This is a genomic window from Streptomyces tyrfis, from assembly GCF_037034285.1.
Classification (GTDB): Bacteria; Actinomycetota; Actinomycetes; order Streptomycetales; family Streptomycetaceae; genus Streptomyces.
This window is the reverse complement of sequence record NZ_JBAGJZ010000004.1, coordinates 37,614-63,339: the sequence shown is the minus strand read 5'-3', so window position 1 is coordinate 63,339 and position 25,726 is coordinate 37,614. Positions and strand designations below refer to the sequence as shown.

The following is a 25,726-nucleotide window of genomic DNA, read 5'->3' as shown; positions in this document are numbered from 1 at the left end:
GGTGAGCGCCCACGGCGCGGAGGGAGGCCCGTCGGCCGTACCGGGTCCGGCCCGTCCGCTCCCCGCCCGTCCCGTTCTCAGTCCCGTTCGCCCCGCAGGCGGCGGGAGACGGCGCGCAGCCAGGGATGGCGTTCGTGCAGCTGCGCCGAACGCCGGTCGAGTTCCCTGCCGAGGCGTTCGGTCCGTTTGTCGATGTCCAGTTCGTCCAGGATCCGGTCGACCTCCGCGAGCAGGGCCCCGTGCAGCTGCCACTGTTGGGGGTGCTCCCGGACCTTCTCCAGGAGCAGGTCCGCCACCCGGTCCCTGGTCACGCGGCTGACCTCCAGGGCCTCCGCCAGCCTGGCCTCCGCCTCCTCGGCGTTCTCGGCGAGCGGGGACGTGATCAGCGCCGCGAACGCCTCGACGGCGTCGGCCACTTGCCCGAGCAGCGCGCGCAGTGAGTCGGCCACGTCGAGGGGGAGCAGCGCCTCGTCGGTACGGGCCTTCGCCAGATCGGTCAGGGTGCGGGCCAGCACCCGCAGCACCACGGCGCAGATCTCCAGGGTGTCCAGTCCGGTGCGCAGCACGACCCGGTGGAGCAGGCCCTGCCGGACGCGCGGGTTGAGGGTGAGCCCCTCCTCGGCCTGCCGCAGCGAGGCGTCGACCTCGACGATGTCGTGGTCGAGGCGGCGGGCCTCGTGCAGCCGGTCGGCCGCCCGGGGGACGGAGAGATGGCCGTGCACGTCGTCGCCGATCGCGCGGAACATCGCCCCCATCGCCCGGGCCAGGTTCTCGATGGAGGCGCCCGCGCTCTGCGCCCACACCGGCGGTGCGAAGAGCAGGTTGAACAGCAGTCCCACGCCCGCGCCGATGAGCGTCTCCAGCACCCGGTCCAGCGCCGTGGAGGCGACCTGCGAGACGCCCAGGACCAGCATCGCGCTGATCGCCACCTCGGGCACGAACTCGTCGACGCGCACCAGCCGCCCGATGATCAGCGAGAAGAAGATCGTCAGTCCGAGGCTCCACCAGCTGAGCCCGACCAGGGAGCTGAAGGCGGTGGCGATGACCACCCCGACGACGACCGAGTTCACCCGCTTGATGCCGGTGGTGAGGGTGGCGTAGAGGGTGACCTGCACGACCAGGAGCGCGGTCAGCGGTGCCGTGAGCGGGGCCGGATGCGGCAGGGTCCACACCGCCACGACGTAGGCGATGACGGAGGCCGCCGTGGAACGCAGGGTCTGGGCCCCGACGGGCTCGGTGGTGCGCCGGACGAGCTTGATCACGGGCTCGGAGACTGCTGGCATCTCTTTCCCATGCCCGCTGACGCCGCCCCGCACCGCCGCCGGCCCGCGAACCCCACCGTACGGACGTGCCGGGCGCCGGTGCGCCCGGGCCGCCCGGACGCACCGCCGTCAGCCGCGGATGCGGAGGGTCTCGATCAGTTCCGCGCAGGTGGGGGTGGAGAGCGTCTCGTCGGCCAGGCGCCGGGCCCGGTCCCGGTATGACGGCTCCTTGAGCACGAGTTCGACGGCGGACCGGACGCGGACGACGTCCTCGGCGCCGATCAGCGCCGCCGCGTCGGCGGGTCCCCCGGTGGGGGTGACGGCGAGCCCCGCGCCCGCCCCGGCCACCAGCCGCGCGTTGTACGGCTGGTCGGCGAAGAGCGGGACGCAGACCAGCGGGACACCGGCCGCGAGGGAGCCGTAGACGGTGCCGGAGCCGCCGTGGCAGACGACGAGGGACGCGGTGTCCAGCACATCGGCCTGGGGCACCCACCGCTCCACCCGGACGTGGGGCGGGACGGGTCCCAGGGAGGCCGGGTCGACGGCGTGGCCCACGGTGAGCAGTGCCCGCACCGGCAGTTCGCGCACCGCGTCCAGCAGCGCCCGGTACAGGCCGGGGGCGGTGGGGAGGGAGCCCGCCTCGGTGCCGAGGGTGAGGTAGACCAGCGGGTCCTCGCCGTCGTGCCGCCGTTCCCGCGGCGCGCCGTGCGGTGCGGGCGTGTGGTAGCGGTGGGTCGCGGGATACGGCGAGGGGTCGAGGGAGGCCGGCAGCCGCGACAGGTACGGGGAGGCCCGGAGGCGGTCGGCGATGCCGCGGCCGTACCGGTCGAGCACGGGGTCCAGCAGCGGGTCGGCCTCCTGCCCGAACCGGGCGGCGCTGATCGCGACCCGGGCGTGCGGGACTCCGTGGCGTTCGGCGGCCACCACCGAGGCGAATTCGTATGGTTCGCGCAGCACGAGGTCGGGGCGCCAGGTGCGGCACGCCTCGTCGAGCGCGGGCAGCAGCGCGTCGGCGTACAGCCGGCCGAAGACCTCACGGACCATCACGGACACGCCCCGGTCCGGGGGCAGGCGCCGCAGCCGGTCCATCATCGGCAGGAGTTCGTCGTCCGGAGGGTTCGCGCCGACGCGGTACGGCTGCGGCCGGGACGCGAGCTGCGGTTCGAGGCCGGGCGGGCCGACGACGAGGACGTCGTCGCCCCGTTCCGCGCAGGCGTCGATGAAGGGAACGAGGGGGTGGAAGTGGCCCGTGCCCCGGGTCGAGGCGAAGAGTACACGCATGACGCCGAGCCTAGGTCCGCGAACTCCGCGTCCGCAGGAGCGCGTTCGAGCCGTCCGGGGCCGCCCGGCGGGCGGGCCGGCGGTCAGGCCGGCGGGTCCCCGGCCGTGCGCCGGTCCCGCGCCCTGGTCCGGTAGGGCCGGAGCAGCACGGCGGCGACCAGGACGGCGCGTGCCACGCCGGGTTCGGCGCAGCCGCCGTACCCGGTGATGGGGAAGCCGGTCGCGCCCACCGCCGGCTCGTTCTTCGTGCCGGAGGCGCATGAGCCGGCGTGCGGCCGGGGCGTCGGCGAGGCGGCCGGCTCGCCGCCCGACGCGCCCCGGCCGCCGCTCGGCGCCGGTCTCGACCAGCGCCCCCGAGCCGCCGCGCGGGCCTCAGCCCGCGAACCCCGCGTGCACATGGTCGTGGTGGGTGTCGTCGCTGAAGAACTGGTTCGGGGTCGCGCCCCCGGACAGCCGGACCGGCCCTCCGACGTTGTACGAGCCGGCCGCGGCGGCGTCCCGCATGAACGACTCGATGAGCCGGCGCGGGGTCGCCCGGTCCACGACCCGGCGCCCGTCGATCCGCCACACGTCGAAGGCCCGGCCCGGCGGGTGGTCGCTGCGCCGGTCGGTGCCGAACACGTACAGCGGGTGTCCGGAGCTGAACACCGTGACGTCGATCCGGTACGTTCCGGCCAGTTCCAGCAGGGCGCGCAGCGCGGCCGGATGGACGTGCCCGCTGCGGACGTCGGCCTCGGCCGCCGGGGGCAGGCCGATCCGCGCGTGGTCCAGCACCTGCCGCGCCGCCGCGGGCAGCCGGGCCGCGGGCGGGCCGGGGCGGCCGGGACGGAGCTCGGTGACCTCCCAGCGGGGCCGCGCCCGGCGCAGCCGCACGTCGACGGTGGTGCCCCCGGCATGCCCCGGGGTCCACTGCCGGTACGCCACCATCACACTGGCCGCGTCCGCCAGGATCCCGCCGTACTGCGCGTCGACCACCTGGAGCGCGGCGGTGTCCGCGGCGGGCCGCAACGGGCCCGCCCGGTCCACCAGCGACGGCGCCGCCCCCAGCGCGGCGACCCGCCGCTTCGCCGCGTCCGCGCCGCCCTGTCCGGCGGGCCAGGCGCCGATCGCCTCCACCACCTGGACGGCCCGCAGCTTCACGTCGGGGTCGACGTCGCCGCGGTCCGGGCGCCAGGCGGTGGTCGCGGGGAGCGCCGCCGGCGGGGAGCCGGACGCGGCCGCGCCCGCCGGGCGGGAGGTTCCCGAGCAGCCCGAGGCGCCCGCGAGCAGCCCGCCGGCCGACAGCAGCAGGGCGCGTCGGCCCGGAGGTCGTGGCATGCGATGTCCCAATCCCGTTCCGGGTCCGGGCGCGCGGCGCGGGACCCGTACAGATTTCGATGGTCAGGCATGAATGGCTTCATCATCTTCCATTCCCCCGGGCCCGGCTGCCAGCATCGGCGCACCGCCACCCCGTTGAGGGAGAAATCAGATGAAACGTCCCCGTTCTCTGCGCTGTCTGGCAGCCCTGGCCGTCGTCGCTCTCGCGGCCACCGCCTGCGGGCGTTCCGGCCAGGGCGACGCCCCGTCCGGCAGTTCCTCCCGGGCCGCCGACGGCCGGCCGGCGGCGGAGCTGCTCCCCGATCCGTACCGGAAGCAGGGGGTGCTCAGGGTGGCCACCGCGGTGGGCTATCCGCCGATGGAGATGTACGCCCCGGGGACCACCCGGCTCACCGGGGTCGACCCGGATCTGGCCGAGGCCGTCGCCCGCCGGCTGAACCTTCGCCTGGAGCTCACCAACGCCGCGTTCGACGGGCTGATACCCGGTCTGGAATCCGGCCGCTTCGACCTGGTCATGTCGTCCATGACCGACAGCGCCCAGCGGCGGCAGGCGGTCGACTTCGTCGACTACTTCCGCACCGGCGGCGTCATCATGACGAAGAAAGGCAACCCGCAGGGCATCGCGTCCCTCGAAGACCTGTGCGGGAAGAGCGTCGTGCTCGCCAAGGGCAGCTCCAACCTGCGCATCGGCGAGGAGCAGAACGCCGAGTGCGGGGAGAAGATGCGGATCTCGCAGAGCGAGGACGCGCCGACGGGGCTGCTCCAGCTGGACAGCGGACGCGCCGTCGCGACCATCGTCGACTACCCCGTCGCCAGGATGTTCACCGAGAAGAAGAGTGGCGCGTACGAGGTGCTGTCGAAGCAGTACGGCACCGCCCCGTGGGGCATCGCGGTCTCGAAGAGCCAGGCCGGACTGCGCGACGCGGTGCACCGGGCGCTGCAGGAGCTGATCGACAGCGGGGAGTACCGCAAGATCCTCGACACGTGGAAGGTCGGCGACAGCGCCGTCACCGAGGCAACGGTCAACGACGGGCAGTGAGAACGGACATGACGTATCAGAAGACGTCCGAGGCGCCCGCCGAAGGGGCGGCCGCGCCCGACGACGACCTCGCCCTGCGGCTGAGCCGCCGGCCCCGGCCGGGACGCTGGCTGGCGGTGCTGGCCGCCGCGCTGTTCGCGGTGTGGATCGCGTACACCGTCATCGTCAATCCCCATCTGCACTGGGACATCGTCGCCCAGTACCAGTTCGACGGGGTGATCCTCCAGGGCCTGTGGGTGACGGTCCAGCTCACCCTCGTCTCGATGGCCGTCGGCGTGGTCATCGGGGTCGTCGTCGCGGTGATGCAGCTCTCCGACAGTCCGGTGCTGCGGTTCACGGCCGGTGCGTACACCTGGTTCTTCCGGGGCACCCCGCTGCTGGTCCAGCTCATCTTCTGGTTCAACCTGGCGCTGCTGTTCCCGGTGATCAGCATCGGGGTCCCCTTCGACGGGCCGAAGCTGATCAGCTGGCAGTCGAACCAGGTGATCACCGGTTTCGTGGCGGCGCTGCTCGGGCTCTCGATCAACGAGGGCGCCTACATGGCCGAGATCGTACGGGCGGGCATCGGGAGCGTGGATCCCGGCCAGCGCGAGGCCGGGGCGTCCCTCGGCATGTCGAACCGGCAGATCCTGTTCCGGGTCGTCCTGCCGCAGGCGATGCGGGTCATCGTCCCGCCGTTCGGCAACCAGTTCATCTCCATGCTCAAGACGACCTCGCTGGTGTCGGTCATCGCGGGCTCCGACCTGATGACCGTCTCCCAGCACCTCTACCTCGCCAACTTCGAGGTGGTGGCGCTGCTGCTGGTGGCGTCCTTCTGGTACCTGGCCCTCACGACGGTCGCCAGCATCGGGCAGCACGCGATCGAACGCCGCTACAGCCCGGGGGCCGCCCCGTCGCTGCGGCGCAGGATCCTGGCCGATCTGCGGCCCGGACGTACCGGCGGGAAGGGAGCGACGGCATGAGCGACGTGATTCTCCGGGCCCGCGGGGTCCGCAAGCGGTTCGGCGACACCGAGGTGCTGAAGGGCATCGACCTGGATGTCCGCAGCGGCGAGGTGCTGTGCGTCATCGGCCCCTCCGGCTCCGGCAAGTCGACCCTGCTGCGCTGCTTCAACCACCTGGAGGGAATCGACGCGGGCCGGGTGTGGATGAACGGCGAGCTGATCGGTTACGAGCAGCACGGCCCGTCCGGCCGGGTCCTGCGCGAGCGCCGCCCGCGCGACATCCGGCGCCAGCGGGAACGGATCGGCATGGTGTTCCAGCGGTTCCACCTGTTCCCGCACCGCACGGCGGTGCAGAACGTGATGGAGGGCCCGGTCGCCGTGAAGGGGCGTTCCCGCGCCGAGGCCGCGAAGCGGGCCCAGGAACTGCTCGCCGAGGTCGGTCTCGCGGACCGGGCGGACCACTACCCGGCGCAGCTGTCGGGCGGTCAGCAGCAGCGGGTGGCGATCGCCCGCGCGCTGGCCATGGAGCCCGCCCTGATGCTCTTCGACGAGCCGACCTCCGCGCTCGACCCCGAACTCGTCGGCGAGGTCCTGGGCGTCATGCGCGATCTGGCCCGCCGGGGCATGACGATGATCGTGGTCACGCACGAGATGGGCTTCGCCCGCGAGGTCGCCGACCGGGTCCTGTTCATGGACCGGGGCGCCGTCGTCGAGTCGGGGAGCCCGGACCTCCTGTTCACCTCCCCGCGCCACGCGCGCACGCGGGCCTTCCTGTCGACGGTGCTGTGATGGGCCGCCCCCTGGATCTGCTGCTGCGCGGCGGGACGCTCGTCGACGGCACCGGCGCGCCCGCCCGGGAGGCGGACGTCGCGGTCGCCGACGGACGGATCGCCGTGCTCCCGGCCGGGACGGAGGCGGCCGCGGCCGAGGTCCTGGACGTGTCCGGCCGGGTCGTCGCCCCCGGGTTCATCGATGTGCACACCCATTCCGACGCCCTGGCCGCGCCCCTCGGCGACGGCGCCCCGGCGCCGGCCGACGAGCTGCGTCTCGCGCCGCTGCTCCAGGGCGTCACCACGGAGATCTGCGGCAACTGCGGGACCAGCCTGTTCCCGTCGCTGCCGGAGCGGCTGCCCGAACTGGCCGAACACCTCCGGGTGACGTTCGGAATCGGTCCGGTCCGGCCCGCGGTGGACTTCGACGCGTTCGCCGCCGGTCAGGATCCGGCGCTGCGGCACAACCACATCGCCTCGCTCGTCGGCCACGGCACGCTGCGCGCCGGGGTGATGGGCTTCGAGGCCCGCCCGCCCCGGCCCGACGAGCTGGACGCCATGTGCGCCCTGCTCGACCGGGCGCTGGCGCAGGGCGCGGCGGGCCTGTCCACCGGGCTGATCTATCCGCCCGGCACCTATGCCGACACCGAGGAGATCGTCGCGCTGGCCGCCGTCGCCGCCCGCCGCGGCAAGCCCTACGTCACCCATCTGCGCGACGAGATGGCGCAGGTGGAACCGGCCCTGGAGGAGGCGCTGGAGATCGCGAGGCGTTCCGGCGCCGCGCTCCAGGTCTCCCACCACAAGACGGCGGGCCGGCACGCCTGGGGCGCCACGCTGCGCACCCTGCCCCGGCTGGAGCGGGCCCGCGCCGAGGGCGTGGACGTGCTGTGCGACGTGTACCCGTACACCGCGGGCAGCACCGTGCTGCACGCGATGCTGCCGCCGTGGGCGAGCGAGGGCGGCGTCGGCGCGCTGCTGGAGCGGCTGCGCCGCGGCGACGTCCGCGACCGGATCCGGGCGGACATCGCCGCGGGCGTCGCGGGGTGGGAGAACACCGTGGGCAACGGCGGCTGGGACCTCATCGCGGTGGCCGCCGCGCGGTCCCGCCCGGACGCCGAGGGCCGCCGGGTCGCCGATCTCGCCGCCGAGCAGGGCGTCGACCCGGTGGACTACGTGTGCGACCTGCTGCTGGCCGAGCGGGGCGAGGTGACCATCATCAGCCACTCCATGCGCGAGGACGACGTCCGGCGGGTGCTGGCCGGTCCGCTGTCGATGATCGGCTCGGACGGGGTCCCCAAGCCCGGCCGCCCGCACCCCCGTTGGGCGGGGAGCTTCGCCCGGGTGCTCGGTCATTACGCGCGCGACGAGCGGCTGCTGTCGCTGGAGCGGGCGGTGCACAAGATGTCGGGGCTGCCGGCCCGGCGGTTCGGTCTCACGGGTCGCGGGGAGGTCCGCGACGGCGCGGTCGCGGACCTGGTGGTGTTCGATCCGGAGACGGTGTGCGACCGCGCCACGTTCGACCGCCCGCTGCTGACGCCCGAGGGCGTCGGTACCGTGGTGGTCGCGGGGCGGGTCGCGGTCCGGGACGGCCGCCCGACCGCGGAGCGGGCGGGGGAAGTGGTGAGGGTCCGATGAGTCTGTCCCAGGTGGCCGCGGCGGCACGGCGGTCGGCGGCGCTGCCGCTCACCCTGGCCGTCGCCGCCGTCGACGTGGACGGGGGCGGCGCGGTGGGGGTCGACGACGACGTGGTGCTGCCGGTCGCGTCCACCTCGAAGCTGCTGCTGCTCGCCGAGGTGTCCCGCCGGCTGGACAGCGGTGAGCTGCCGGCCGGGCGGCTCGTCGAGGTGCTCGACGAGGACCGCGCGGACGGCACCGGGCTGCTGCGCCGGATGAGCCGGGGCGGCTGGAGCGTCGAGGACCTGGCCTGGCTGACCGCCTCGGTCAGCGACAACACCGCCACCAACGCGCTGCTGCGGCTGGTGGGCCGGGAGTCCACGGCCCGGCTGGCGCAGCGGCTGGGGCTGGACCGCCTCACGCTCCACGACCGGGTCCGCGACGTGCGCGGCCCGGACGTGCCGCCGGTGTTCGCCACCGGCACCGCGCGGGATCTGGCGCGGCTGGTGACGCACGCGGCGCGCGGCACGATGGTCTCCCCCTCGGCCTCGGCGCGGCTGCTGGGGTGGATGCGGGCCAACACCGACCACGGGCTGGTCCCGGCCCTGGTGGACCACGACCCCTACGCGCCCGGTTTCCCCGATCCGCTGCCCGGCGGGCTGCTGGTGGCCAACAAGACCGGCACCGACACCGGGGTCCGCGCGGACGCCGGAGTCATCGTCGGGGCCCGCCGGCTCGCGTACGGGGTGGTGGCGCACTGGGACACGGGGCTGGGGCCGGGCGCGGAGCGGGCCGCGGTGCACGCCGTGCGGGACGTCGGCCGCACTCTGGCGGCCTGCGCCGGCCGCTCCGCACCCTGACGGAGCGACGGGAGGCCGGGCCGCCTCTCCTCTCGCGGGACCGGGCCGTCCCCGCCCCGCGAGGGGAGGGGACGGCCCGGTCCCGTCAGGACCACTGCATCTCCAGCAGGGAGCTGATCTCCTCGGCCGCCGACCGCAGTTCCGCGAGGAAGATCCGCAGCAGCGGGTTGCGGTTGGTGGGCCGGGTCGCGACGCCGATCCGGCGGTGCAGCCGGGGATGGTCCAGCCGGCAGACGTGGACCCCCGTGCTGTCCCCGAGCCCGAGGGCCGGGACGAGCGCGATGCCCATGCCGGCCCGGGCCAGGTTGACCGTGACCTGGTAGTGGTCGGTGCGGCAGCGGATCCGGGGGCGGAACCCCTCGGTCGCGCAGGCGCGTTCCAGCACCGGTTCGCCGGTGCGGCCGCCGTGCGTCCCGATCCAGGTCTCCCCCTCCAGGGCGGCGAGCCGGACGGCGGTGCGCCGGCCGAAGCGGTGGCCCAACGGGAGGACCACCAGCTGGGGTTCGTCGAAGAACATCTCGACGTCGACGCCCGCGTGCCGGCACCAGGGGTCCAGCGGGTGTTCGAAGACGACCGCCGCGTCGAGCCGGCCGGCCTCCAGATCGGGCACCGTCTCGTGCGGCTGCCCCAGGATCAGCTCCAGTTCGACGTTCGGCCGCTCGGCCGCGAAGGCGGACAGGGCCCGCGGCAGCAGTTCCAGGCCCGACGAGGCGAAGAACCCCACCCGGAGCACGCCCGCCTCGCCGGCGGAGTGCGCGCGCAGGTCGTCCTGCGCGACGGCCATCAGATCGGCGACGGCCTGCGCGTGCTCGGCCAGCCGTGCCCCGGCCGCAGTCAGCCGCAGGCTCTGCGGCTGACGTTCCACCAGCGCGGCCCCGACCTCCTGTTCCAGCCGGGCGAGCTGGTGCGAGACCGCGGACGGGCTCAGGTGCAGCGCCCGGCCCGCGGCCACGATGGTGCCCGTGCGGGCTATCTCCAGCAGGACGAGCAGTCGGGCACTGTTCAGCATCGGGTCAGACTAGGCGGTATCGGCGCGGAACGCCCCAGGGGGCCCGCGGGTTCGTCGACGTCCAGACGCAGCAGGTCCTCCTCGGTCTCGCGGCGCACCACGGTGCGGACCGCGCCGTCGCGGACGAAGACGACCGCCGGGCGCGGCAGCTTGTTGTAGTTGGACGCCATGGCGTATCCGTAGGCGCCGGTGACCGGGGTGGCCAGGACGTCCCCGACGGCGGTCCCGGCGGGCAGGGCGGCGTCGTCGACGATCACGTCGCCGCTCTCGCAGTGCTTGCCGACCAGGCGCGCCCGCCAGGGCCGCGGCGCGTGCGGACTGCGCGGCAGGAAGACCTCGTAGCGGCTGCCGTACAGGGCGGGGCGCAGGTTGTCGCTCATCCCGCCGTCGACCCCGACGTAGGTCCGCACGCCCTCGATCCGCTTGATCGTCCCGACCCGGTACAGGGTCAGTCCGGCGCGGGCGGCTATGGACCTTCCGGGCTCCACCGTGACCTCGCCGTGCCAGCCCGCCTCCCGGACGGCGCTCCGCACCGCGGTGGCCCAGTCGGCGAACGAGGGCACGGTCTGCCCGGCCTCGTAGGCGACGCCGAGGCCGCCGCCGACGGTCAGCCGGGGGGCGCCCGTCTCGACCGCGAACCGCGCCACGGCCGCGGCGCCCGCCGCGAGCTCGGCGGTGTCCAGGACCTGGGAGCCCACGTGCGCGTGGATGCCGTCCAGGATCATCGCCGGGGACCCGCCGGCCCGCCGCACGGCGTGTGCGGCGGCCCCGTCCGCCAGGCCGAAGCCGAACTTGGAGTCGTGGCCGCCGGTCCTGATCGCCTCGTGCGCGCCCGCGGCGACGCCCGGGGCGACCCTCAGCTGTACGTGCGCGGGCGGCAGCCGTTCCTCTGCGTGCAGCCGCTCGATGCGGTCCATCTCGTCGAGGCTGTCGACCACGATGTGGCGCAGCCCGGCCGTCATCGCCGTGCGCAGTTCCGTCTCGCTCTTGTTGTTGCCGTGCAGCACGATCCGGTCGGCCGGCACGCCCGCGTGCAGGGCCACCCGCAGTTCGCCGCCGGAGGCGACGTCGAGCAGCATCCCCTCCTCGTGGGCGAGACGGGCCATCGCCGTGCACAGGAACGCCTTGGAGGCGTAGGCGACGTTGTCCTGGCCGAAGGCGGCGACCGCCTCCCGGCAGCGGCGGCGCAGGTGTTCCTCGTCGTAGACGAACAGCGGGGTGCCGAAGCGCTCCGCGAGGTCGACGAGCGGGACGCCCCCGACGGCGAGTCCGCCGGGGCGGGCCTCGGCCGTGAGGGGCAGCAGCCCCGTTTCGATGGCTGACGTCATGGTTCCTCCCCTGTGGGCCGGTTCCCGGCCATCCTCCGGCCTGCGGGAGGGGACACAAAAGCGCATTCTTCCGTGGCTGAGCCTCATGTTCTTCGACGCCGCGGGGGCGGGGCGGCCGGGCGGGGCGCGTACCGGGCAGGGGCTGGGGGGCGGCCGGGGCTCAGGCGGCCAGGGGCCGGTCGTGCGGCGCCACGGGGGCGGGGAGCGTCGTGGAGCCGCTGAGGTAGCGGTCCGTCGCCGCGGCGGCGGAGCGTCCCTCCGCGATGGCCCAGACGATGAGGGACTGGCCGCGTCCCGCGTCGCCCGCGACGAACACCCCGGCCGGGCGGGCCGCGTCGGTCGTCACCGCGCCGAAGGCGGCGTCGCGGGCGTAGTTCCCCCGGTCGTCGAGGACGAGGCCGAGCTGCCGCACCAGTCCCCCGTCGCGTCGCGGACCGTGGAAGCCGAGGGCCAGCAGGACCAGGTCGGCGGGGATCACATGCTCCGTGCCCGGCCGCGGCGCCCGGTCCCCGGGCGTCACCTCCACCAGGCGCAGCGCGCGCACGCGGCCCCGGCCGTCGTCGTCGAAGCCCAGGGTGGCGGCGCAGAAGCGCCTGGGGTCCGCGCCGTCCCGGTCCCGGGCCTCCTCGTGGGCGTGGGACACGCGGTAGACCTTGGGGCGCACCGGCCAGGGCTCGGTGTCCGGGCGGACGGGGCCGGGCTCGGGATTGATGTCGAGCTGCGCGACGGAGGCGGCGCCCTGGCGCAGGACGGTGCCCAGGCAGTCCGAGGCGGTGTCGCCGCCGCCGATGATCACGACGTGCCGGCCCTCGGCGGTGATGCCGGGGACGTCCCGGTCGCCCTCCGCGACCCGGTTAGCCGCGGTCAGGTAGTCCATGGCCTGGTGGATGCCGTGCAGCTCCCGGCCCGGGACGGGCAGTTCCTTGCGCTCCGCGGCCCCGACGGCGACGACGACCGCGTCGTGCCGCTCCACGAGCGCGCGGGCGTCGACGCCGTCGCCCACGTCCGCGTCGGTGCGGAACTCGGTGCCCTCCGCCCGCATCTGCTCGACGCGGCGGTCCACGTGGTGCTTCTCCAGCTTGAACGCGGGGATGCCGTAGCGCAGCAGTCCGCCGACGCGGTCGGCGCGTTCGTAGACGGTGACGGCGTGGCCGGCGCGGGTGAGCTGCTGGGCCGCCGCGAGTCCGGCCGGTCCGGAGCCCACGACCGCCACGGACCGGCCGGTGAGCCGTCCGGGCGGTCGCGGCTCCGCGTATCCGCGCGCCCAGATCTCGTCGGCGATGGCGTGCTCCACGTCCTTGATCGTCACGGGGTCGGCGTTGATGGACAGGACGCAGGCGTCCTCGCACGGCGCCGGGCAGAGCCGGCCGGTGAACTCGGGGAAGTTGTTCGTCGCGTGCAGCCGCTCGGCCGCGGCGCGCCAGTCGCCCTTGCGCGCGTAGGCGTTCCACTCGGGGATGAGGTTGGCCAGGGGGCAGCCGCTGTGGCAGAAGGGGATGCCGCAGTCCATGCAGCGTCCCGCCTGTTCGGACACGAGGGGCAGCCGGGCCTGCCCCGCGTGGACCTCGCTCCAGTCGCCCAGCCGTTCCCGCACGGGGCGGCCCGGAACGGGCCGGCGATCGGTCCTGAGAAAGCCGTGGGGGTCGGTCATGCCTCCGCCTCCGTCGCCCTCGCGGTGCACAGGCGTTACGGCCAGCGTACGCCCGGGGACGCCCGCGGCCATCCGCGCGGACGGCCGGTCCCGGGTCACGCGGCCGACGCGCCCGGCCCGTCCCCGTCGGCCCTCGCGACCGGGTCGCCGGCGCCGCCGCGGACCCCGTCGAGATGGACGGCCTTCACGAAGGGGTGCGGCTCGGCGACGACGGGCTGACGGCGGATGGCGATGACGGCCGCGTCGTCGCCCAGCCTGCCGCCGACATGGGCGAGGAGATCGCGCCGCAGGTGGTGGACGAGGACCTCCGGGGAGGAATCGGTCCACCGGGCGGCCCGTTCCGCGAAGGGGTAGAACGCCCCGCCCCGGTCCCGGGCCTCGATGACTCCGTCGGTGTAGAGGAGCAGGGTGTCGCCGTCCCCGAAGTCGAACGGGTCGACGGGGTACTGGGCCGGCCCGAGGGCGCCGACCCCCAGCGGCGGCGCGGGGCGCAGCCGCGGCACGGTGACGGAGCGTCCCGCGCCCAGCAGCAGGGGCGGGGGGTGACCGCAGCTGGTCATCCGGCCGATGGTGCCCTCGTCGGGGATCTCCAGCAGCAGCGCGGTGACGAAGGGCTCGCCGGCCTCGCCCTCCGGTTCGAAGTCGGCCTGGTAGCGGGAGACGCTCCGTTCGAGGGCCGAGGCGAGCGCGGGCAGGGCGGTCTGCTGGTGGGCGGCCTCCCGGAACGCGCCGAGCAGGACGGCGGCCTCCCCGATCGCGGCCAGGCCCTTGCCCCTCACGTCACCGATCAGCACCCGGGTCCCGCCCTCGACCCGGGTGATCGCGTAGAGGTCCCCGCCGATCAGGGCCTCGTCCTCGGCGGGGAGGTACAGGGAGGCGACCCGCAGGGGGCCGATGCGCTCGGGCAGCGGCCACAGCAGCACCTGCTGTGCGGCCTCCGCCACCGTCCGCACCTGGGCGAGCTGTCTGCCGCGCCGTTCCCGCGCCAGGCAGAAGAACACGGTCAGCGTGCTGAGCACGGCGATGGCGCTGATCTGCACCGCCGAGTTCCGGGTCTCCAGCACGCCGAGGTGCTGGACTATGAACGTCTCGGCCGCCACGGCCAGCGCCCCGATCACCGCGGTCAGCGTCGGGCCCGCGAAGGACGCGCTGAGCGCGGGCGCGATCACCAGCAGCGGTCCGAGCTGGACGTCCTTCCCCGAGAGGATGTCCAGGACGGTGATCAGGGCGATCAGGGCGAGGGGCAGCACCAGCAGCCCATGGCCCGGCCGCCATGATTCCCGCAGAGACGTGAAGCGTTCGCCGATCCTCACGTCTTCCACAGTGCACCGTGACCGTGCGCCTCACGACTCGGCGGCCGTGTGCCGCGCCCGGCCGGGGCGGGGCGGGGCGGCGGCCCGCGCGGGCGTCCGCGCCCCGCCGGGGGGCGCGCTCCCGGCGGGGCCTCGCGGCCGGGCCGCCTGCCGGTCCGCGCGTTAGGCTCGGAATGCGGGCAGTGTCATGTACCCGCGCGTTCCGACCGTGGAGGCGGTCATGAAGGTGAACGAGGAGTACCCGACTCCGTCGCAGGCCGAGGGCGAGCGCCTGGACGAGGATCTGAACCCGGCCGAACCGCGGCACCCCGCCACGACACGCACCCAGCCGTCCCAGGCGGAGGGCGAGCGCCTGGAGGGGGACGCCGAAGGCTGAACCGGCGCCGCGGCCCGTGGCGGCCGCCGCCGGGGGCCGGAGGGAGGTGTGCCGTGGACGAGGAGCGGGCCGAACGGATGGTCGCGGCGCTCCGGGCGCGGGAGGTGATGGCGCACCTCGTGGAGGCGGGCGTCTACGAGTTCGGCATCCGCGTGGTCCTCGACGAGGGGATCGAGGCGCTGTGGGACGTCGACGGGGCGTCGGGGCTCGACGCGGAGATCGTCTCCGACGGGGTGCTCATCGGCTTCGTGCCCCATGTGCCCGGATCGGAGAGCTTCACCGAGGAGCAGCTCGTCGAGAGCATCGCGACGACCCGGTACCGGGCGGAAGGACTCCGTCCGCCGGACGACGCCACCGCCCCGGCCGCGCCCGGCGTCCCCGGGTCTCCCCGTTCCGCGCCCCCGTCCCCTCCCCCCGTTCCGCCCTCGCCCGGCGGCTCGCCGCCGGCCGGGGACCGCGCCCCGGTCGCGCCGCCGGTCGCCCGCTATCAGCGCCGGGCGCACTGGATCCGGTGGGGCGGCGGGCGACGAGGCGGCGGGGAGCGGCCCGGGTAGGGCCGAAGCGGGCCGGGGGACGTCGGACACCGTCGGCGCCGGTCCCGCACGGGTCCGTGAAGGCCGCGGAACCCGACGACCGGCACGGTCCGCGGCGTCGCGCGGTCCGTGCCGGCCGTGGGCCCGGCGTCATGGGCGTCGGGGAGCGGACACCGGGCCGGGGAGGCCGGGGCCGGCGGCTCAGTACGCCGAGTCGACGTTGTCGATCGAGCCGTAGCGGTGGGCGGCGTAGTTGGCGGCCGCGGTGATGTTGGCGACCGGGTTGGTGAGGTCGTGCGCGGTGCCGTCGACGTGGTAGGCGTCGAAGGTCGGCTGGATGACCTGGAGCAGCCCCTTGGACGGGGTGCCGTTCTTCGCGTTGACGTCCCAGCCGTTCTGGGCGTTCGGGTTGCCGCTCGACTCCCGCATGATGTTGCGGTGCAGCCCCTCGTAGCTGCCGGGGATGCCCTTGGCCTTCATGATCGCCAGCGACTCCTTGATCCAGCCGTCGAGGTTGTCCGCGTGGCCCGGGGCGGCCTGGCGGGCGTCCGTCGGGGCCTTGGCCGCGGCGGCGCTCACCGCGGCCGGCTCGGCGGCCTGCGCGGACGTCGACGTCAGCGTGAGGGCCGCGGCCGCGGCGCCGAGGGTGGCGACACCGGCGACGGACAGGGTGCGAAGACGGGCGATGCGGCTGGAGCGGATCTGCGTGTGCGTCGTCATGCGGAAGGAACTCTCCAGGTGGGGGAAGGTCGTGTGCGGCCTGCCGGTCTCGGTCCCGGCGGCCCGCGGGGCCGGATTCCCGTGCCGTGGCACGGGCCGCCCGGGGCGGATCCGCCCGGGCCGGTCGCGGCTTCCCGCGATGCCGACCATGGTTGGCAGCCGACCGGGACGAGCGCAAGGATGTGACGTACTAACCGGATTCGGCGTGATGTCCGTTATTGCGTATTTCGCGCCATTACTTCTCCTTTGACGGCCCGCGCGTCCTGCGAAGCTCCTTCGTATGTGACATGGCTCCTATGGGTGGCATCACATCCGGCGGCCGGTTCCGGGCGGTGCGGGGGCGCGTCGGCCATGCCGGGGGAACGGCCGGTGCGGATGCGAGCCGGTGCGGTCCGGCCGACGATGGAGAACCGGGCGGCGGGTGGTCCGCCCCGGCCCAGGAGGTTGAGGTGCAGGCCGAAGCGCACGCCGGGACGCCGCCGTTCGACATGTCCGTCCTCCCGGTCCTCTTCGACGGGGCGCCGGCCGGGATCGCCCTCTACGACACGGATCTGCGCTACCTGTACGTGAACCCGGCGCAGGCCCTGATCAACGGCCTGCCGGCGGCCGAGCACCGCGGCCGGAGCATCGCGTCCGTGCTGCCGGAGTTCGACCAGCGCCAGCATGTGCTGCGAGCGGTGCTCCGGGACGGACTGCCCCGCGACGCGACGTTCTGCGGCCTGACCCGCGACCTGCCGGGGAGGGACAGGCGGTACTGGCGCGGCAGCTACTACCGGGTCGAGGCCGACGGCGTCCACATCGGCCTGATCGGCATCGTGCTGGAGGTCAGCTCGGCCCACCACCAGCGGGAGGAACTGGAGCGCGCCCGCCGCTATCTGACGATGCTCGACGTCGCGTCCACCGGCATCGGGACCACGCTGGACATGGACACCACCTGCCGGGAGCTGGCGGAGTTCATGGTGCCCGCGCTGGCCGACGTCGCTTCCGTCGAGGTCTTCCCGCCGGAGATCGGCCACTCCGTGCGCCGCCCTGGCCGTGTCGCCGCGGGTCCGCGACCTCGTCGCCGGGAAGTTCCAGGAGCCGGGCGAGTACATCGACTACCAGAGGGACTCCGTCGTCCAGCGTTCCCTGGCGGACGACCGGCCGGTGCTGGAGAATCCCCCGGCCGATCAGCTCCACCGGTCCGGCCCGGTCCCGGAACGGGCGGCCGTCTACCGGGCCATGGGCCTGCACTCGATGTGCGTCGTCCCGCTCACCGCCCGGGGGAGCTCGCAGGGCGTGCTCGGGCTCGGCCGCATCGGCGACTCCCCCTCCTTCACCAAGGAGGAGGACGTGGCCGTCGCCCGCGAACTCGCCGGCCGGGTGGCGATCGACCTCGACCACGCCCGCAGATACGCCCACGAGCACGCGATCGCGCTGGAACTCCAGCGCTCGCTGCTCTCCGAACCGCGCGGCCGGCACCCGAGCATCGAGATCGCGACCCGCTATCTGCCGGCCGAGCGCGGGGTGCTGGTCGGCGGGGACTGGTTCGACGTCATCCCGCTGCAGAACGGACGCCATCTCAAGGCGATGGGCGATGTGATGGGGCACGGGGTGGAGGCAGCCGTCGCCATGAGCCACTACCGCTCGCTGCTGCGGCTGCTGGCCGCGGACGACCTGCCGCCGCACCGCATCCTGGAGCGGCTGGACGCCATGGTGGAGCGGTCGGGCCTGGACCGCGCGGCGACCTGCCTGATCGTGGTGGTCGACCGGGTCTCGGGGGGTGTGCGAGGTGGCCAGCGCCGGGCATCTGCCGCCGGTCCTCCTCGCTCCCGGGGACGGGCCGGCCCGCGTCCCGGAGCTGCCCGTCGGACCGCCGCTGGGCACCGGGTACGGGAGGTACGACAGCCTGCTGCTGCCGTGCGGCCCCGGGACCGTGCTGTTCATGTACACCGACGGGCTGGTGGAGCGCCGGGACGAGGCGATCGACGTGTCCGTCGGGCGGCTGGCAAAGCTGCGCATGCCGCCGGGCGGGCGGCTGGAGGACCTGCTCGACGAGGTGCTCGGCCGCTACGGCGCGGACGCGGAGGACGACATCGCGGTGCTGGCCTCCCGCGTCCGCGCGGACGAGCCGGCCCGGTGACCGCCGCGCTCAGTCCCGCGCGTGCTTGCGGCGCGCGGCGGCGCGCCCGGTCGCCAGGTGCTTCATGACGAGCTCCTCGGCCCTGGGCACGTCCCGGTCCGCGATCGCCTCGTACAGTTCCTGGTGTTCCTCGGCGACGGCCACCAGGTCGTCGTGCTGCGCCAGGAGCCAGCGCATCCTGCTGCGCAGGGTGCCCTGGAGCTCGTTCAGCAGCTCGTTCCCGGCCAGTGCCGTCACCGTCTCGTGGAAGTCGGCTGCCGCCCGGCGCGCCCGTACGGCGTCGCCCGCGCGCGCCGCCGCCAGCTCGGCGTCGAGATCCGCGCGGAGCTCCGCCAGTCCGGCGCGGGTGCGCCGCTGGGCGGCGAGCCGGAACGTCATCGTCTCCAGGGCCGCGCGGACCTCGTCGAGGTCCGCGACGTCCGTCGGGGTGAACTCCCGCACCACCGCCCAGGTCCGCGGCCTCGGGGTGACGAGTCCCTCGGTCACCAGGGTCCTCAGAGCCTCCCGGACGGGCAGCCTGCTCACGCCGAGCTCCGCGGCCAGGTCGCGCTCGACGAGTCTGCTGCCGGGCGGGCGGGCGCCGTCGATGATCTCGTCACGCAACTGCCGGGTGACCCTCTCCGACTCGGGCTCGAAGTCGCCAGGCGCTGTCATGTCGTCGGTCTCCCATCAGTCGGTGGCGTCGGGGCCCGGCCGGGCCGGTGCGTAGCCGCGTTCCCGGACCACGGCCCGCGCCAGCCGGGCGAAGGCGCGCGCGGCGGCGCTCTCGTACCCGCTCTCCCTGCGCAGCAGGGCGGCGACCCGGGTCGGCAGCGGGGGGTCGAGCGGCACGGGGGCGAGGTGGGGGTGGTCGTCGGTGATCGCGTCGGGCAGCACGGTGGCCAGCCGGTCGACGCGCTGCACGATCTCCGTCAGCGCCTGGATGCTGTTGGCCTCCACGGCGATCGGCGGGCTGACCCGGTGCCGGGCGAAGTAGCCGTCGATATGGGTGCGCGTGGCGAAGTCGCTGCTGAGAAGCGCGAGTCGCTGTCCGGCGAGGTCCTGGACCGGCACGGGCCGTCCGGCCCGGTCGTCCGGGCGGTGGGCGGTGACCACCAGCCCGAGGGTCTCGGTGAAGAGCGGGGTCGCCGCGATGCCGGGCAGCTGGTCGCCCTCGAACGCGATGCCGAGGTCGAGCTCGTCGGCCAGGAGACTCGCCTCGATGCGGTCCTGCGTCATCTCCCGCACGTCCAGGGTGACGCCGGGGTGGCGGGTGTGGAGTTCCCGGGCGAGCGGCCCGACGAGATAGGCGGTGAAGGTCGGCGTCGTCGCCAGGCGCAGATGCCCGCGGGAGAGGTCGGCCACGTCGAGGACGGCCCGGTCGGCCGCCGCCAGCTCGCCGAGCGCGCGCCGCGCGTGACGCACGTAGACCTCGCCCGCGTCGGTGGCGCGGACGCCCCGCGCGCCGCGGTCGAGCAGCTGGGCGCCGACCGCCCGCTCCAGTTGCCTGATCTGCTGCGACAGCGTGGGCTGGGAGATGTGCAGGTCATCGGCGGCGCGCGTGAAGCTGCCGTGCTCGACCACGGCGATCAGGTAGCGGAGGTGGCGCAGTTCCGGACCCATGCCCGGAGTATAGAACGGAACGATCGAACGCCCGGCGGACCCCGACCGCGGCCTATGCCCGCTGGTCGCGCCCCGACCGACTCCAGGCCATAGATGAGACCAATGCGACCTATGGACGACATGACTTGGACTCTATAACAGCAGGTCATGCATGGTGGAACACGTCAGCCCCACCAGGCCGGCGACCACCGAAGGGAGTGACCGTGCACGACATCACCGACGGCTCCGAGCGTTTCCGCCGCGACGTCTTCCCCGCGAAGGCGGGGCTGTTCGCCCGGCTGGCCACGACGCACCGGCCGAGGACGCTGTTCATCGGCTGCTCCGACGCCCGCGTGGTGCCCGAGCTGATCACCCAGAGCGAGCCCGGCGAGCTGTTCGTCGTCCGCACCGCGGGCAATCTGGTTCCGGCCCACACCTCGGCCGCCGACGGTGTCGCAGCGAGCATCGAGTACGCGGTCTCCGTGCTGGGCGTCACCGACGCCGTCGTCTGCGGGCACTCGGCCTGCGGCGCCATGACCGCCCTGACCGAGGAGCACGACCTGAGCGGAGCCCCGGCGGTCGCCGGCTGGCTGCGGCACGCGGACGCCGCCCGCGCCGTCGTCCCCGACGCGCACGGCGCGTCCGGACCCGCGGCCCTGGTCCGCGCCAATGTCGCCGCGCAGCTGCGGAACCTGGTCACCCATCCCTCGGTGGCCCGCGCGTTGGCCGCCCGGACGCTCACCCTGCACGGCTGGGTGTTCGACATCGCGACCGGATCCGTCGAGACCGTCGGCCCCGCCGTCCCGGCGGCCTGACCCGCCCGGGCGACGGGCCTCGCCGCCCCGAAGAACTCGCCGGCCGCCTCGGCGCCGGCGCCACCGAAAGGAATCCCCATGCCCCACGCCCAGTTCGACCCCACCGCCCGCGCGGCCCTCGCCGCGGCCGCCGTCGAGGCCAAGACCCGCAAGGACCTGACCTGGCAGCAGATCGCCGACGCCGCCGAGCTGTCGGTCGCCTTCGTCACGGCCGCGGTCCTCGGCCAGCAGGCGCTCCCGGAGAAGTCCGCCGACGCCGTGGCGCGGCTGCTGGACCTGGACGCCGACGCGGCCATGCTGCTGCGGACCATCCCGACCCGGGGATCGATCCCCGGCGGAATTCCCACCGACCCGACGATCTACCGCTTCTACGAGATGCTCCAGGTCTACGGCACCACCCTGAAGGCCCTCGTCCACGAGCAGTTCGGCGACGGCATCATCAGCGCGATCAACTTCCGGCTGGACGTGAAGAAGGTCGCCGACCCCGAGGGCGGGGAGCGCGCCGTGATCACCCTGGACGGCAAGTACCTGCCGTCCAAGCCCTTCTGACCGCCCATCAGGCCGAAGGCCACGCACGCACGGCACGGCAGGCGCGGCACCGGCCGACGGGCCGGGACACACCGCCCGCGGTCGCCCCGGCCCGCCCCCCCCATCACCGGATCCGCCCGCCCCCGCCGGGCGCACACCTTTCATCGGAGGCCCCATGGACTTCGCCCGACACACCATCGAGATCGCCCGCCGGAACGTCGAAGAGGGCGGACGCCCCTTCGCCACCGTCATCGTCAAGGACGGCGAGATCCTCGCCGAGAGCCCGAACAGGGTCGCCCAGACCGACGACCCCACCGCCCACGCCGAGATCCTCGCCATTCGCGAGGCGTGCCGGAAGCTCGGCACCGAGCATCTGACCGACGCCACCATTTATGTGCTCGCCCACCCATGCCCCATGTGCCTGGGGGCGCTGTACTACTGCTCGCCCGACGAGGTCGTCTTCCTCACCACCCGGGAGGCGTACGAGCCGCACTACGTGGACGACCGCAAGTACTTCGAGCTCGACACCTTCTACGGCGAGTTCGCGAAGGACTACCGGGAACGCCGGCTGCCGATGCGGCATGATCCGCGCGAGGAGGCCGTCGACGTGTACCGGCTCTGGCAGGACCGCAACGGCGGGAACCGCCGGGTCGCCGGCGCGCCGACCGCGGCATAGGCCGCCCCGCCGCTCTACCCCGTCCCACCCCCCGTACCCGAGGAGAGACCCTTGTCATCCGTCGAACCGACCGGCGCGGAACACCGTCATCTGGAGCGGGCCGTGCGGCTGGCCGCCGAGGCGCTGAACGCCGGGGACGAGCCCTTCGGCTCGGTCCTGGTGGGCGGCGACGGCCGGGTCCTCGCCGAGGACCGCAACCGTGTGAACAGCCTCGGCGACCGCACCCGTCACCCGGAGTTCGAGCTGGCCCGCTGGGCCGCCGCGCATCTCACGGCCGAGCAGCGGGCCGGGGCGACGGTCTTCACCTCCGGCGAGCACTGCCCCATGTGCGCGGCCGCCCACGGCTGGGCCGGCCTCGGCCGCATCGTCTACGCCCATTCCTCGGCCCAGTTGACGCGATGGCTGGACGAGTGGGGCGTGCCGTCGTCCCCCGTGCGCGCGCTGCCGGTCCAGGAGGTGGTGCCGGGCATCGTGGTCCAGGGACCCGTGCCGGCGCAGGCCGACCGGCTGCGGGAGATGCACCACGCCTTCCACACGTCGGCACGCCCGAGGCCGTGATCACGGGCGCCGCCCCCGGGCCCGCTCAGCACAAACGGCAGAACGAACGGCAGCACGGACGTCGGCGCGAACGGCGGCACGCGCGGCCGCACGGGCGGCGCCGCGCACGGCCCTGACGCGGGCCCTCCCCCGGCCGCCGCACCATGTCATCCGGATGGAGCCGTTCCGCCCCGGCCGCCGCCCTCCCGGCATCCCGGCACCCGGGGAGAGGCGGCCGGGGCGTCTCCGGTCGAGCCGAGTGCCGCCCGGCGTCCGCCCGGGCCGTCATCCCCCGGTGACCGGCCGCCGGCCGCCGCGGGCGAGCGGACCGCCGACGGGCAGCCGGGCCCGCGCCCGAGCGATCAGGGCATCCGGCCCCGGGCACGCCTGCAGCGTGTTCAGGACGAGCCGCCACCACTGGTCGAGCCGGGCCGCGAACTCCTGCTCCCCCGACGCCTCGTCGCTCAGGCTGTACAGCCCGAAGAAGGCGCCCACCAGCGCCGGGGCGACCCGCGCCGGCTCGATCCCCTCGGCGAGCTCTCCCCTCGACCGGGCGTCGGCGAGCAGCCGGGTGGTGGCCGCGGTCCAGACCGCGAACGGCGTGGGCACGACCGCGTCGATGCTGCGCCGCTCGGCCCAGAGACGGGCGCCCGCGCGGGCGATCACGTCCCGGCACAGCACCCGGGCCACCTCGAAGCTCAGGGCGACGAGCCTTTCCAGCGGCGGCACGTCCGGGGCCGTGTAGTGCACCGCCAGCTGCGGCCACGCGGCGAACCGCTCCCGCACCACGGCGAGGGCGAGTTTCTCCTTGCTGGAGTAATGGAAATAGACGGCCCCGCTGGTCTTCCCCGAACGGGCGCTTATGTCATTGACACTCGTTCCCGCATATCCCCGTTCGACGAAGAGCTGCGCCGCGGCTTCCAGCAGAGATCTCCGGGTCGTTCGCGCCCTGTCCTGCACGTGTGTTCCACCTTCGGTATTTCATGCGATACATGCGGCGCGAAGAAGTAGTGCGCCCGCGCGTCGACGGCGCCGCCGAGCCGTATCGTGCGGAGATTTTATTATTCTTCGACCGTGCACGGCGGATGACGACGGGGAATTTCCCATGCGCTTCCGGGGAGCCCTCGCACGCCGGTCCGCCCCGGCCGCCCCGAAAATGACCGGGTTTCCCCATATCACCGGCCGTTCGGCCCGCCCGGACGAGAAATCCACTCCGTACAGTCACCCTCGGGCCAGTACTTCGTTCACGCCCGGAGCGCGAGCACGCCGCCTCGAAACACTCGAAGTAGTGATTGCCCCCCGCTCGGCCACGAAATTAACGTAGTGGGCACGATGTTTCCGGGATCGCCCCGAACAGACGGATGAAATCCGGCGGTGGCGAGCCCCACGGAGGCAAATCTGTCGCCTCCGCACGCGATCACCGAAGATCGTCCCGAATTCCCTTCCCATCAGTCCAACGCGCCTTCCCGCGGTCCGGGTGACCGCGCGTCGGAATCGGGCCGCGGTCGGCGCACTTTCCGAGAACGGCACAGAAATGGCAGCTCATCCCATTCCCCACTGGTCCCCCGCCGCCATCGTCTTCGACTGCGACGGCACTCTGATGGACACCGAACGTCACTGGCAGGACGCCCGCAACAGAGTGTTCGCGGAGTTCGGCCTCAAACCCCCGGCCGGCTTCGCCGAGCGCGCCCAGGGCGTCCACTACACCGAGTGCGGAAGCCTCATGGCCCGGGAGACCGGGAAGCCCGAACTCACCTATGACATGACCCATTCGCTCCTCCAGCACTTCATGGCGCTGGTCGACGAGGACCCGGTCACCATGCCGGGCGCGGCCGCCCTGGTCGGCCTCACGGCCCACCATCTGCCGCTCGCGGTCGCCAGCAACTGCCCACTGGAGATGGTGGAGTCCTGCCTTCGGCGCGCCGGGCTGCTCGGCCACTTCGACCATGTCGTCGTGGCGGGCGGCTCGTTGCGCCCCAAGCCCCGCCCGGACGTCTACGCCGAGGCGGCGAAACGCTGCGGCGTCCGGCCGCAGGACGCGCTGGCGGTCGAGGACTCCCTGACCGGCATCGAGTCCGCGCGCGGCGCGGGACTGCGCGTCATGGGCGTCGGACCCCGGCCCCCCGGGCGCGGGGTGGAGCGGGCCGACCTCTGGGTCGACGGCCTCAACGACCCGGCCCTGGTGACCTGGGCCCAGACCTGGATCACGGAGGCGGGGCCGCCCACCGCGTGAGCCGCCCGGCCCGCCCGACCGCTCTCCCGGAGGCCGGCCCGGGCGGGCCCCGCGACGCCGGCCGCCGAGCGGCGCCGGACACCGGGCCGCATGGCCCGCGACACCGGACACGAACGGAACCGGACAGCGGGCGGCGCCGGACGTGAGACACGCCACGCCCCCCGGGGCCGCACCGACGGGCAGGTCCGCCGCCGCCGCCGAACCGCGCCCGGCACACGAGCACGTCCCGACCGTCGTGTGCCGGGCGCACGGCCCGGACCGGGGCCCCACCCCTCCCCGGGGCCCCGGTCCCGGGCCACCGGCCCCGCCGGTCCACCCCGGCCCCGCCGCGCGCCCGTTCGCGAGTCTCAGCATGCAGTCACATTTGACATTAGCGCTGCTTATGGACGATAAAGAAGGCCCTTTGGGTTGAAGTTCACGCACCGTGACATTCGTGGCGTGACCGCACTGAACGTCTAGGTGAGTGAGTAACGCCGTGTCGCACGCCGCCCCGTCCCGCGAGCCGTCCGTCGATCCCGCCGGGGACTGGGAGGCATGGCGCACCGAGCGGCGTCACGCCGTCACCTCGGCCACGGGGAACCTCGCCCTCGTCGAGACCCGCTGGTCGCCGTCCGGTGAGCGCCCCGACCCCGAGGCGGCCCGCGCGGGACAGCCGGAGACCGTGACCGTCACCACGATCGAGCGCACCGACGCCGTCACCGGCGCGCCCGAGTACGGGCTGCGCTTCTGGGACGCGGACTCCCCCGCGATCCGGCACTTCGACCGCACCGACGTCTTCCCGTACGACCCGGCCTGGGTGCTGGAGGCCTCCTACACCCCGATGCCGGGCGCCAGGCGGGTGGCGTTCGAGCACATCCGGGACAACGGCGGCACCCGTGACCTCGTCGTGCCGGGCGACATCGAACTCACCCTGGACGGACGGGACTACACCCTGAGCGCCTTCGACGACGACGGCACCCTGCTGCTCGTCTTCGGCGACCCGACCAACGGCGACACCACCTACGGCGCCGGACGGTTCCTGTTCGTCACGCGCACCGGCGAGGGCCGGGTCCTGCTCGACTTCAACCGCGCCTTCGTGCCCCCCTGCGGCTTCTCCGATCAGTACAACTGTCCGATGCCGCCGCGGCAGAACCGTTTCCACCTGCCCGTGACGGCCGGTGAGAAGCGTCCCGTCTTCCGCGACGGCTTCCCCGCACAGCACTGATCGACCGGCGTCTC

General features: G+C 74.2%; 25 protein-coding genes and 1 pseudogene. 14 read left to right on the top strand and 12 right to left on the bottom strand.

From position 1 onward, the window contains the following. Window positions 1-77 precede the first annotated feature (77 nt). The 4 genes from WA762_RS04615 to WA762_RS04600 all read right to left on the bottom strand — a co-directional run bounded on the left by WA762_RS04615 (window position 78) and on the right by WA762_RS04600 (window position 3,860). Window positions 78-1,283 carry an FUSC family protein gene (locus WA762_RS04615; protein ID WP_335933114.1) on the bottom strand — a complete coding sequence of 402 codons (1,206 nt, stop codon included), beginning with the start codon at window positions 1,281-1,283 and terminating at the stop codon, window positions 78-80. A 108-nt stretch (window positions 1,284-1,391) separates the two neighbouring features. Then, window positions 1,392-2,543, bottom strand: coding sequence for a glycosyltransferase (locus WA762_RS04610; RefSeq protein ID WP_335933112.1), 1,152 nt, complete (start codon window positions 2,541-2,543; stop codon window positions 1,392-1,394). 83 nt (window positions 2,544-2,626) lie between these two features. Further along, window positions 2,627-2,773, bottom strand: a complete 147-nt coding sequence (locus WA762_RS04605; protein WP_335933111.1) for a hypothetical protein — start codon at window positions 2,771-2,773, stop codon at window positions 2,627-2,629. A gap of 142 nt (window positions 2,774-2,915) precedes the next feature. Next, window positions 2,916-3,860, bottom strand: a complete 945-nt coding sequence (locus tag WA762_RS04600; RefSeq protein ID WP_335933110.1) for a hypothetical protein — start codon at window positions 3,858-3,860, stop codon at window positions 2,916-2,918. 151 nt (window positions 3,861-4,011) lie between these two features. Between WA762_RS04600 and WA762_RS04595 the strand changes: the two genes are divergently transcribed. From WA762_RS04595 to WA762_RS04575, 5 genes are read left to right on the top strand one after another with little or no spacing between them, the layout of a single operon-like run. Next, the gene (locus WA762_RS04595; protein ID WP_335933109.1) at window positions 4,012-4,899 is read left to right on the top strand and encodes an ABC transporter substrate-binding protein; all 888 of its coding nucleotides are present in this window, start codon (window positions 4,012-4,014) and stop codon (window positions 4,897-4,899) included. Window positions 4,900-4,907: 8 nt separating this feature from the next. After that, window positions 4,908-5,861, top strand: coding sequence for an amino acid ABC transporter permease (locus WA762_RS04590; RefSeq protein WP_335933107.1), 954 nt, complete (start codon window positions 4,908-4,910; stop codon window positions 5,859-5,861). After that, window positions 5,858-6,631 carry an amino acid ABC transporter ATP-binding protein gene (locus WA762_RS04585; RefSeq protein WP_335933105.1) on the top strand — a complete coding sequence of 258 codons (774 nt, stop codon included), beginning with the start codon at window positions 5,858-5,860 and terminating at the stop codon, window positions 6,629-6,631. The genes WA762_RS04590 and WA762_RS04585 overlap by 4 nt, the downstream gene beginning before the upstream one ends. Beyond that, a complete protein-coding gene (locus WA762_RS04580; protein WP_335933104.1) occupies window positions 6,631-8,247 on the top strand; it encodes an N-acyl-D-amino-acid deacylase family protein in 1,617 nt (538 codons plus the stop codon). Before WA762_RS04585 ends, WA762_RS04580 begins: the two co-directional genes overlap by 1 nt. Beyond that, window positions 8,244-9,086: a serine hydrolase gene (locus WA762_RS04575; protein ID WP_335933103.1), complete on the top strand. Its 843-nt coding sequence runs from the start codon at window positions 8,244-8,246 to the stop codon at window positions 9,084-9,086. The genes WA762_RS04580 and WA762_RS04575 overlap by 4 nt, the downstream gene beginning before the upstream one ends. An 85-nt stretch (window positions 9,087-9,171) precedes the next feature. On the opposite strand, the gene WA762_RS04570 is transcribed toward WA762_RS04575, so the two are convergent. The 4 genes from WA762_RS04570 to WA762_RS04555 form a co-directional block, all read right to left on the bottom strand. After that, entirely contained in the window at window positions 9,172-10,095 is a 924-nt protein-coding gene (locus WA762_RS04570) for a LysR family transcriptional regulator (RefSeq protein WP_335933102.1), read from the bottom strand. Continuing rightward, complete coding sequence (gene lysA / locus WA762_RS04565) at window positions 10,089-11,423, bottom strand: diaminopimelate decarboxylase (protein ID WP_335933101.1); 1,335 nt, start codon at window positions 11,421-11,423, stop codon at window positions 10,089-10,091. The genes WA762_RS04570 and lysA overlap by 7 nt, the downstream gene beginning before the upstream one ends. A 160-nt stretch (window positions 11,424-11,583) precedes the next feature. Then, on the bottom strand, window positions 11,584-13,074 hold the full coding sequence (locus WA762_RS04560) for a glutamate synthase subunit beta (protein ID WP_335933100.1): 1,491 nt from the start codon (window positions 13,072-13,074) through the stop codon (window positions 11,584-11,586). A gap of 95 nt (window positions 13,075-13,169) precedes the next feature. Continuing rightward, a complete protein-coding gene (locus WA762_RS04555) occupies window positions 13,170-14,387 on the bottom strand; it encodes a PP2C family protein-serine/threonine phosphatase (protein WP_335933099.1) in 1,218 nt (405 codons plus the stop codon). Window positions 14,388-14,607: 220 nt separating this feature from the next. On the opposite strand from WA762_RS04555, the gene WA762_RS04550 reads away from it, so the two are divergent. Continuing rightward, window positions 14,608-14,763: a hypothetical protein gene (locus tag WA762_RS04550; RefSeq protein ID WP_335933098.1), complete on the top strand. Its 156-nt coding sequence runs from the start codon at window positions 14,608-14,610 to the stop codon at window positions 14,761-14,763. A 53-nt stretch (window positions 14,764-14,816) separates the two neighbouring features. Further along, entirely contained in the window at window positions 14,817-15,317 is a 501-nt protein-coding gene (locus WA762_RS04545) for a hypothetical protein (protein ID WP_335933096.1), read from the top strand. A gap of 180 nt (window positions 15,318-15,497) precedes the next feature. On the opposite strand, the gene WA762_RS04540 is transcribed toward WA762_RS04545, so the two are convergent. Next, the gene (locus WA762_RS04540; protein WP_335933094.1) at window positions 15,498-16,016 is read right to left on the bottom strand and encodes a transglycosylase SLT domain-containing protein; all 519 of its coding nucleotides are present in this window, start codon (window positions 16,014-16,016) and stop codon (window positions 15,498-15,500) included. A gap of 488 nt (window positions 16,017-16,504) precedes the next feature. Here WA762_RS04540 and WA762_RS04535 point away from each other — a divergent pair. Next, window positions 16,505-18,138: pseudogene (locus WA762_RS04535) on the top strand (SpoIIE family protein phosphatase). Window positions 18,139-18,147: 9 nt separating this feature from the next. Here WA762_RS04535 and WA762_RS04530 read toward each other — a convergent pair. After that, window positions 18,148-18,792, bottom strand: a complete 645-nt coding sequence (locus WA762_RS04530) for a GntR family transcriptional regulator (protein WP_335933092.1) — start codon at window positions 18,790-18,792, stop codon at window positions 18,148-18,150. Window positions 18,793-18,807: 15 nt separating this feature from the next. Then, window positions 18,808-19,740 carry a transcriptional regulator CynR gene (gene cynR / locus WA762_RS04525; protein WP_335933090.1) on the bottom strand — a complete coding sequence of 311 codons (933 nt, stop codon included), beginning with the start codon at window positions 19,738-19,740 and terminating at the stop codon, window positions 18,808-18,810. 203 nt (window positions 19,741-19,943) lie between these two features. Here cynR and WA762_RS04520 point away from each other — a divergent pair, with 203 nt between their 5' ends. The 4 genes from WA762_RS04520 (at window position 19,944) to WA762_RS04505 (ending at window position 22,296) form a co-directional block, all read left to right on the top strand. Continuing rightward, complete coding sequence (locus WA762_RS04520) at window positions 19,944-20,534, top strand: carbonic anhydrase (RefSeq protein ID WP_335933088.1); 591 nt, start codon at window positions 19,944-19,946, stop codon at window positions 20,532-20,534. A gap of 78 nt (window positions 20,535-20,612) precedes the next feature. Then, complete coding sequence (cynS, locus tag WA762_RS04515) at window positions 20,613-21,083, top strand: cyanase (RefSeq protein ID WP_335933087.1); 471 nt, start codon at window positions 20,613-20,615, stop codon at window positions 21,081-21,083. Window positions 21,084-21,237: 154 nt separating this feature from the next. Continuing rightward, window positions 21,238-21,738 (top strand): nucleoside deaminase, encoded by a 501-nt coding sequence (locus WA762_RS04510; protein ID WP_335933086.1) that lies wholly within the window; start codon window positions 21,238-21,240, stop codon window positions 21,736-21,738. A 51-nt stretch (window positions 21,739-21,789) separates the two neighbouring features. After that, window positions 21,790-22,296: a nucleoside deaminase gene (locus tag WA762_RS04505; protein WP_335933085.1), complete on the top strand. Its 507-nt coding sequence runs from the start codon at window positions 21,790-21,792 to the stop codon at window positions 22,294-22,296. Between the two features lie 264 nt (window positions 22,297-22,560). Here WA762_RS04505 and WA762_RS04500 read toward each other — a convergent pair whose 3' ends face one another. Then, window positions 22,561-23,235: a ScbR family autoregulator-binding transcription factor gene (locus tag WA762_RS04500; protein ID WP_335933083.1), complete on the bottom strand. Its 675-nt coding sequence runs from the start codon at window positions 23,233-23,235 to the stop codon at window positions 22,561-22,563. 574 nt (window positions 23,236-23,809) lie between these two features. On the opposite strand from WA762_RS04500, the gene WA762_RS04495 reads away from it, so the two are divergent. Together WA762_RS04495 and WA762_RS04490 are read left to right on the top strand one after the other, a co-directional pair. Beyond that, window positions 23,810-24,508 carry an HAD family hydrolase gene (locus WA762_RS04495; protein ID WP_335933081.1) on the top strand — a complete coding sequence of 233 codons (699 nt, stop codon included), beginning with the start codon at window positions 23,810-23,812 and terminating at the stop codon, window positions 24,506-24,508. Between the two features lie 463 nt (window positions 24,509-24,971). Further along, complete coding sequence (locus WA762_RS04490; protein WP_335933079.1) at window positions 24,972-25,712, top strand: DUF1684 domain-containing protein; 741 nt, start codon at window positions 24,972-24,974, stop codon at window positions 25,710-25,712. The last annotated feature ends 14 nt before the right edge of the window (window positions 25,713-25,726 follow it).

Coding starts and splice junctions, on each gene's coding strand:
- WA762_RS04550 (WP_335933098.1), top strand. CDS start 14,608: ATGAAGGTGAACGAGGAGTACCCGACTCCGTCGCAGGCCGAGGGCGAG.
- cynR (WP_335933090.1), bottom strand. CDS start 19,740: ATGGGTCCGGAACTGCGCCACCTCCGCTACCTGATCGCCGTGGTCGAG.
- WA762_RS04495 (WP_335933081.1), top strand. CDS start 23,810: ATGGCAGCTCATCCCATTCCCCACTGGTCCCCCGCCGCCATCGTCTTC.
- WA762_RS04560 (WP_335933100.1), bottom strand. CDS start 13,074: ATGACCGACCCCCACGGCTTTCTCAGGACCGATCGCCGGCCCGTTCCG.
- WA762_RS04575 (WP_335933103.1), top strand. CDS start 8,244: ATGAGTCTGTCCCAGGTGGCCGCGGCGGCACGGCGGTCGGCGGCGCTG.
- WA762_RS04590 (WP_335933107.1), top strand. CDS start 4,908: ATGACGTATCAGAAGACGTCCGAGGCGCCCGCCGAAGGGGCGGCCGCG.
- WA762_RS04510 (WP_335933086.1), top strand. CDS start 21,238: ATGGACTTCGCCCGACACACCATCGAGATCGCCCGCCGGAACGTCGAA.
- WA762_RS04585 (WP_335933105.1), top strand. CDS start 5,858: ATGAGCGACGTGATTCTCCGGGCCCGCGGGGTCCGCAAGCGGTTCGGC.
- WA762_RS04610 (WP_335933112.1), bottom strand. CDS start 2,543: ATGCGTGTACTCTTCGCCTCGACCCGGGGCACGGGCCACTTCCACCCC.
- WA762_RS04540 (WP_335933094.1), bottom strand. CDS start 16,016: ATGACGACGCACACGCAGATCCGCTCCAGCCGCATCGCCCGTCTTCGC.
- lysA (WP_335933101.1), bottom strand. CDS start 11,423: ATGACGTCAGCCATCGAAACGGGGCTGCTGCCCCTCACGGCCGAGGCC.
- WA762_RS04600 (WP_335933110.1), bottom strand. CDS start 3,860: ATGCCACGACCTCCGGGCCGACGCGCCCTGCTGCTGTCGGCCGGCGGG.
- WA762_RS04530 (WP_335933092.1), bottom strand. CDS start 18,792: ATGACAGCGCCTGGCGACTTCGAGCCCGAGTCGGAGAGGGTCACCCGG.
- WA762_RS04580 (WP_335933104.1), top strand. CDS start 6,631: ATGGGCCGCCCCCTGGATCTGCTGCTGCGCGGCGGGACGCTCGTCGAC.
- WA762_RS04595 (WP_335933109.1), top strand. CDS start 4,012: ATGAAACGTCCCCGTTCTCTGCGCTGTCTGGCAGCCCTGGCCGTCGTC.
- cynS (WP_335933087.1), top strand. CDS start 20,613: ATGCCCCACGCCCAGTTCGACCCCACCGCCCGCGCGGCCCTCGCCGCG.
- WA762_RS04570 (WP_335933102.1), bottom strand. CDS start 10,095: ATGCTGAACAGTGCCCGACTGCTCGTCCTGCTGGAGATAGCCCGCACG.
- WA762_RS04615 (WP_335933114.1), bottom strand. CDS start 1,283: ATGCCAGCAGTCTCCGAGCCCGTGATCAAGCTCGTCCGGCGCACCACC.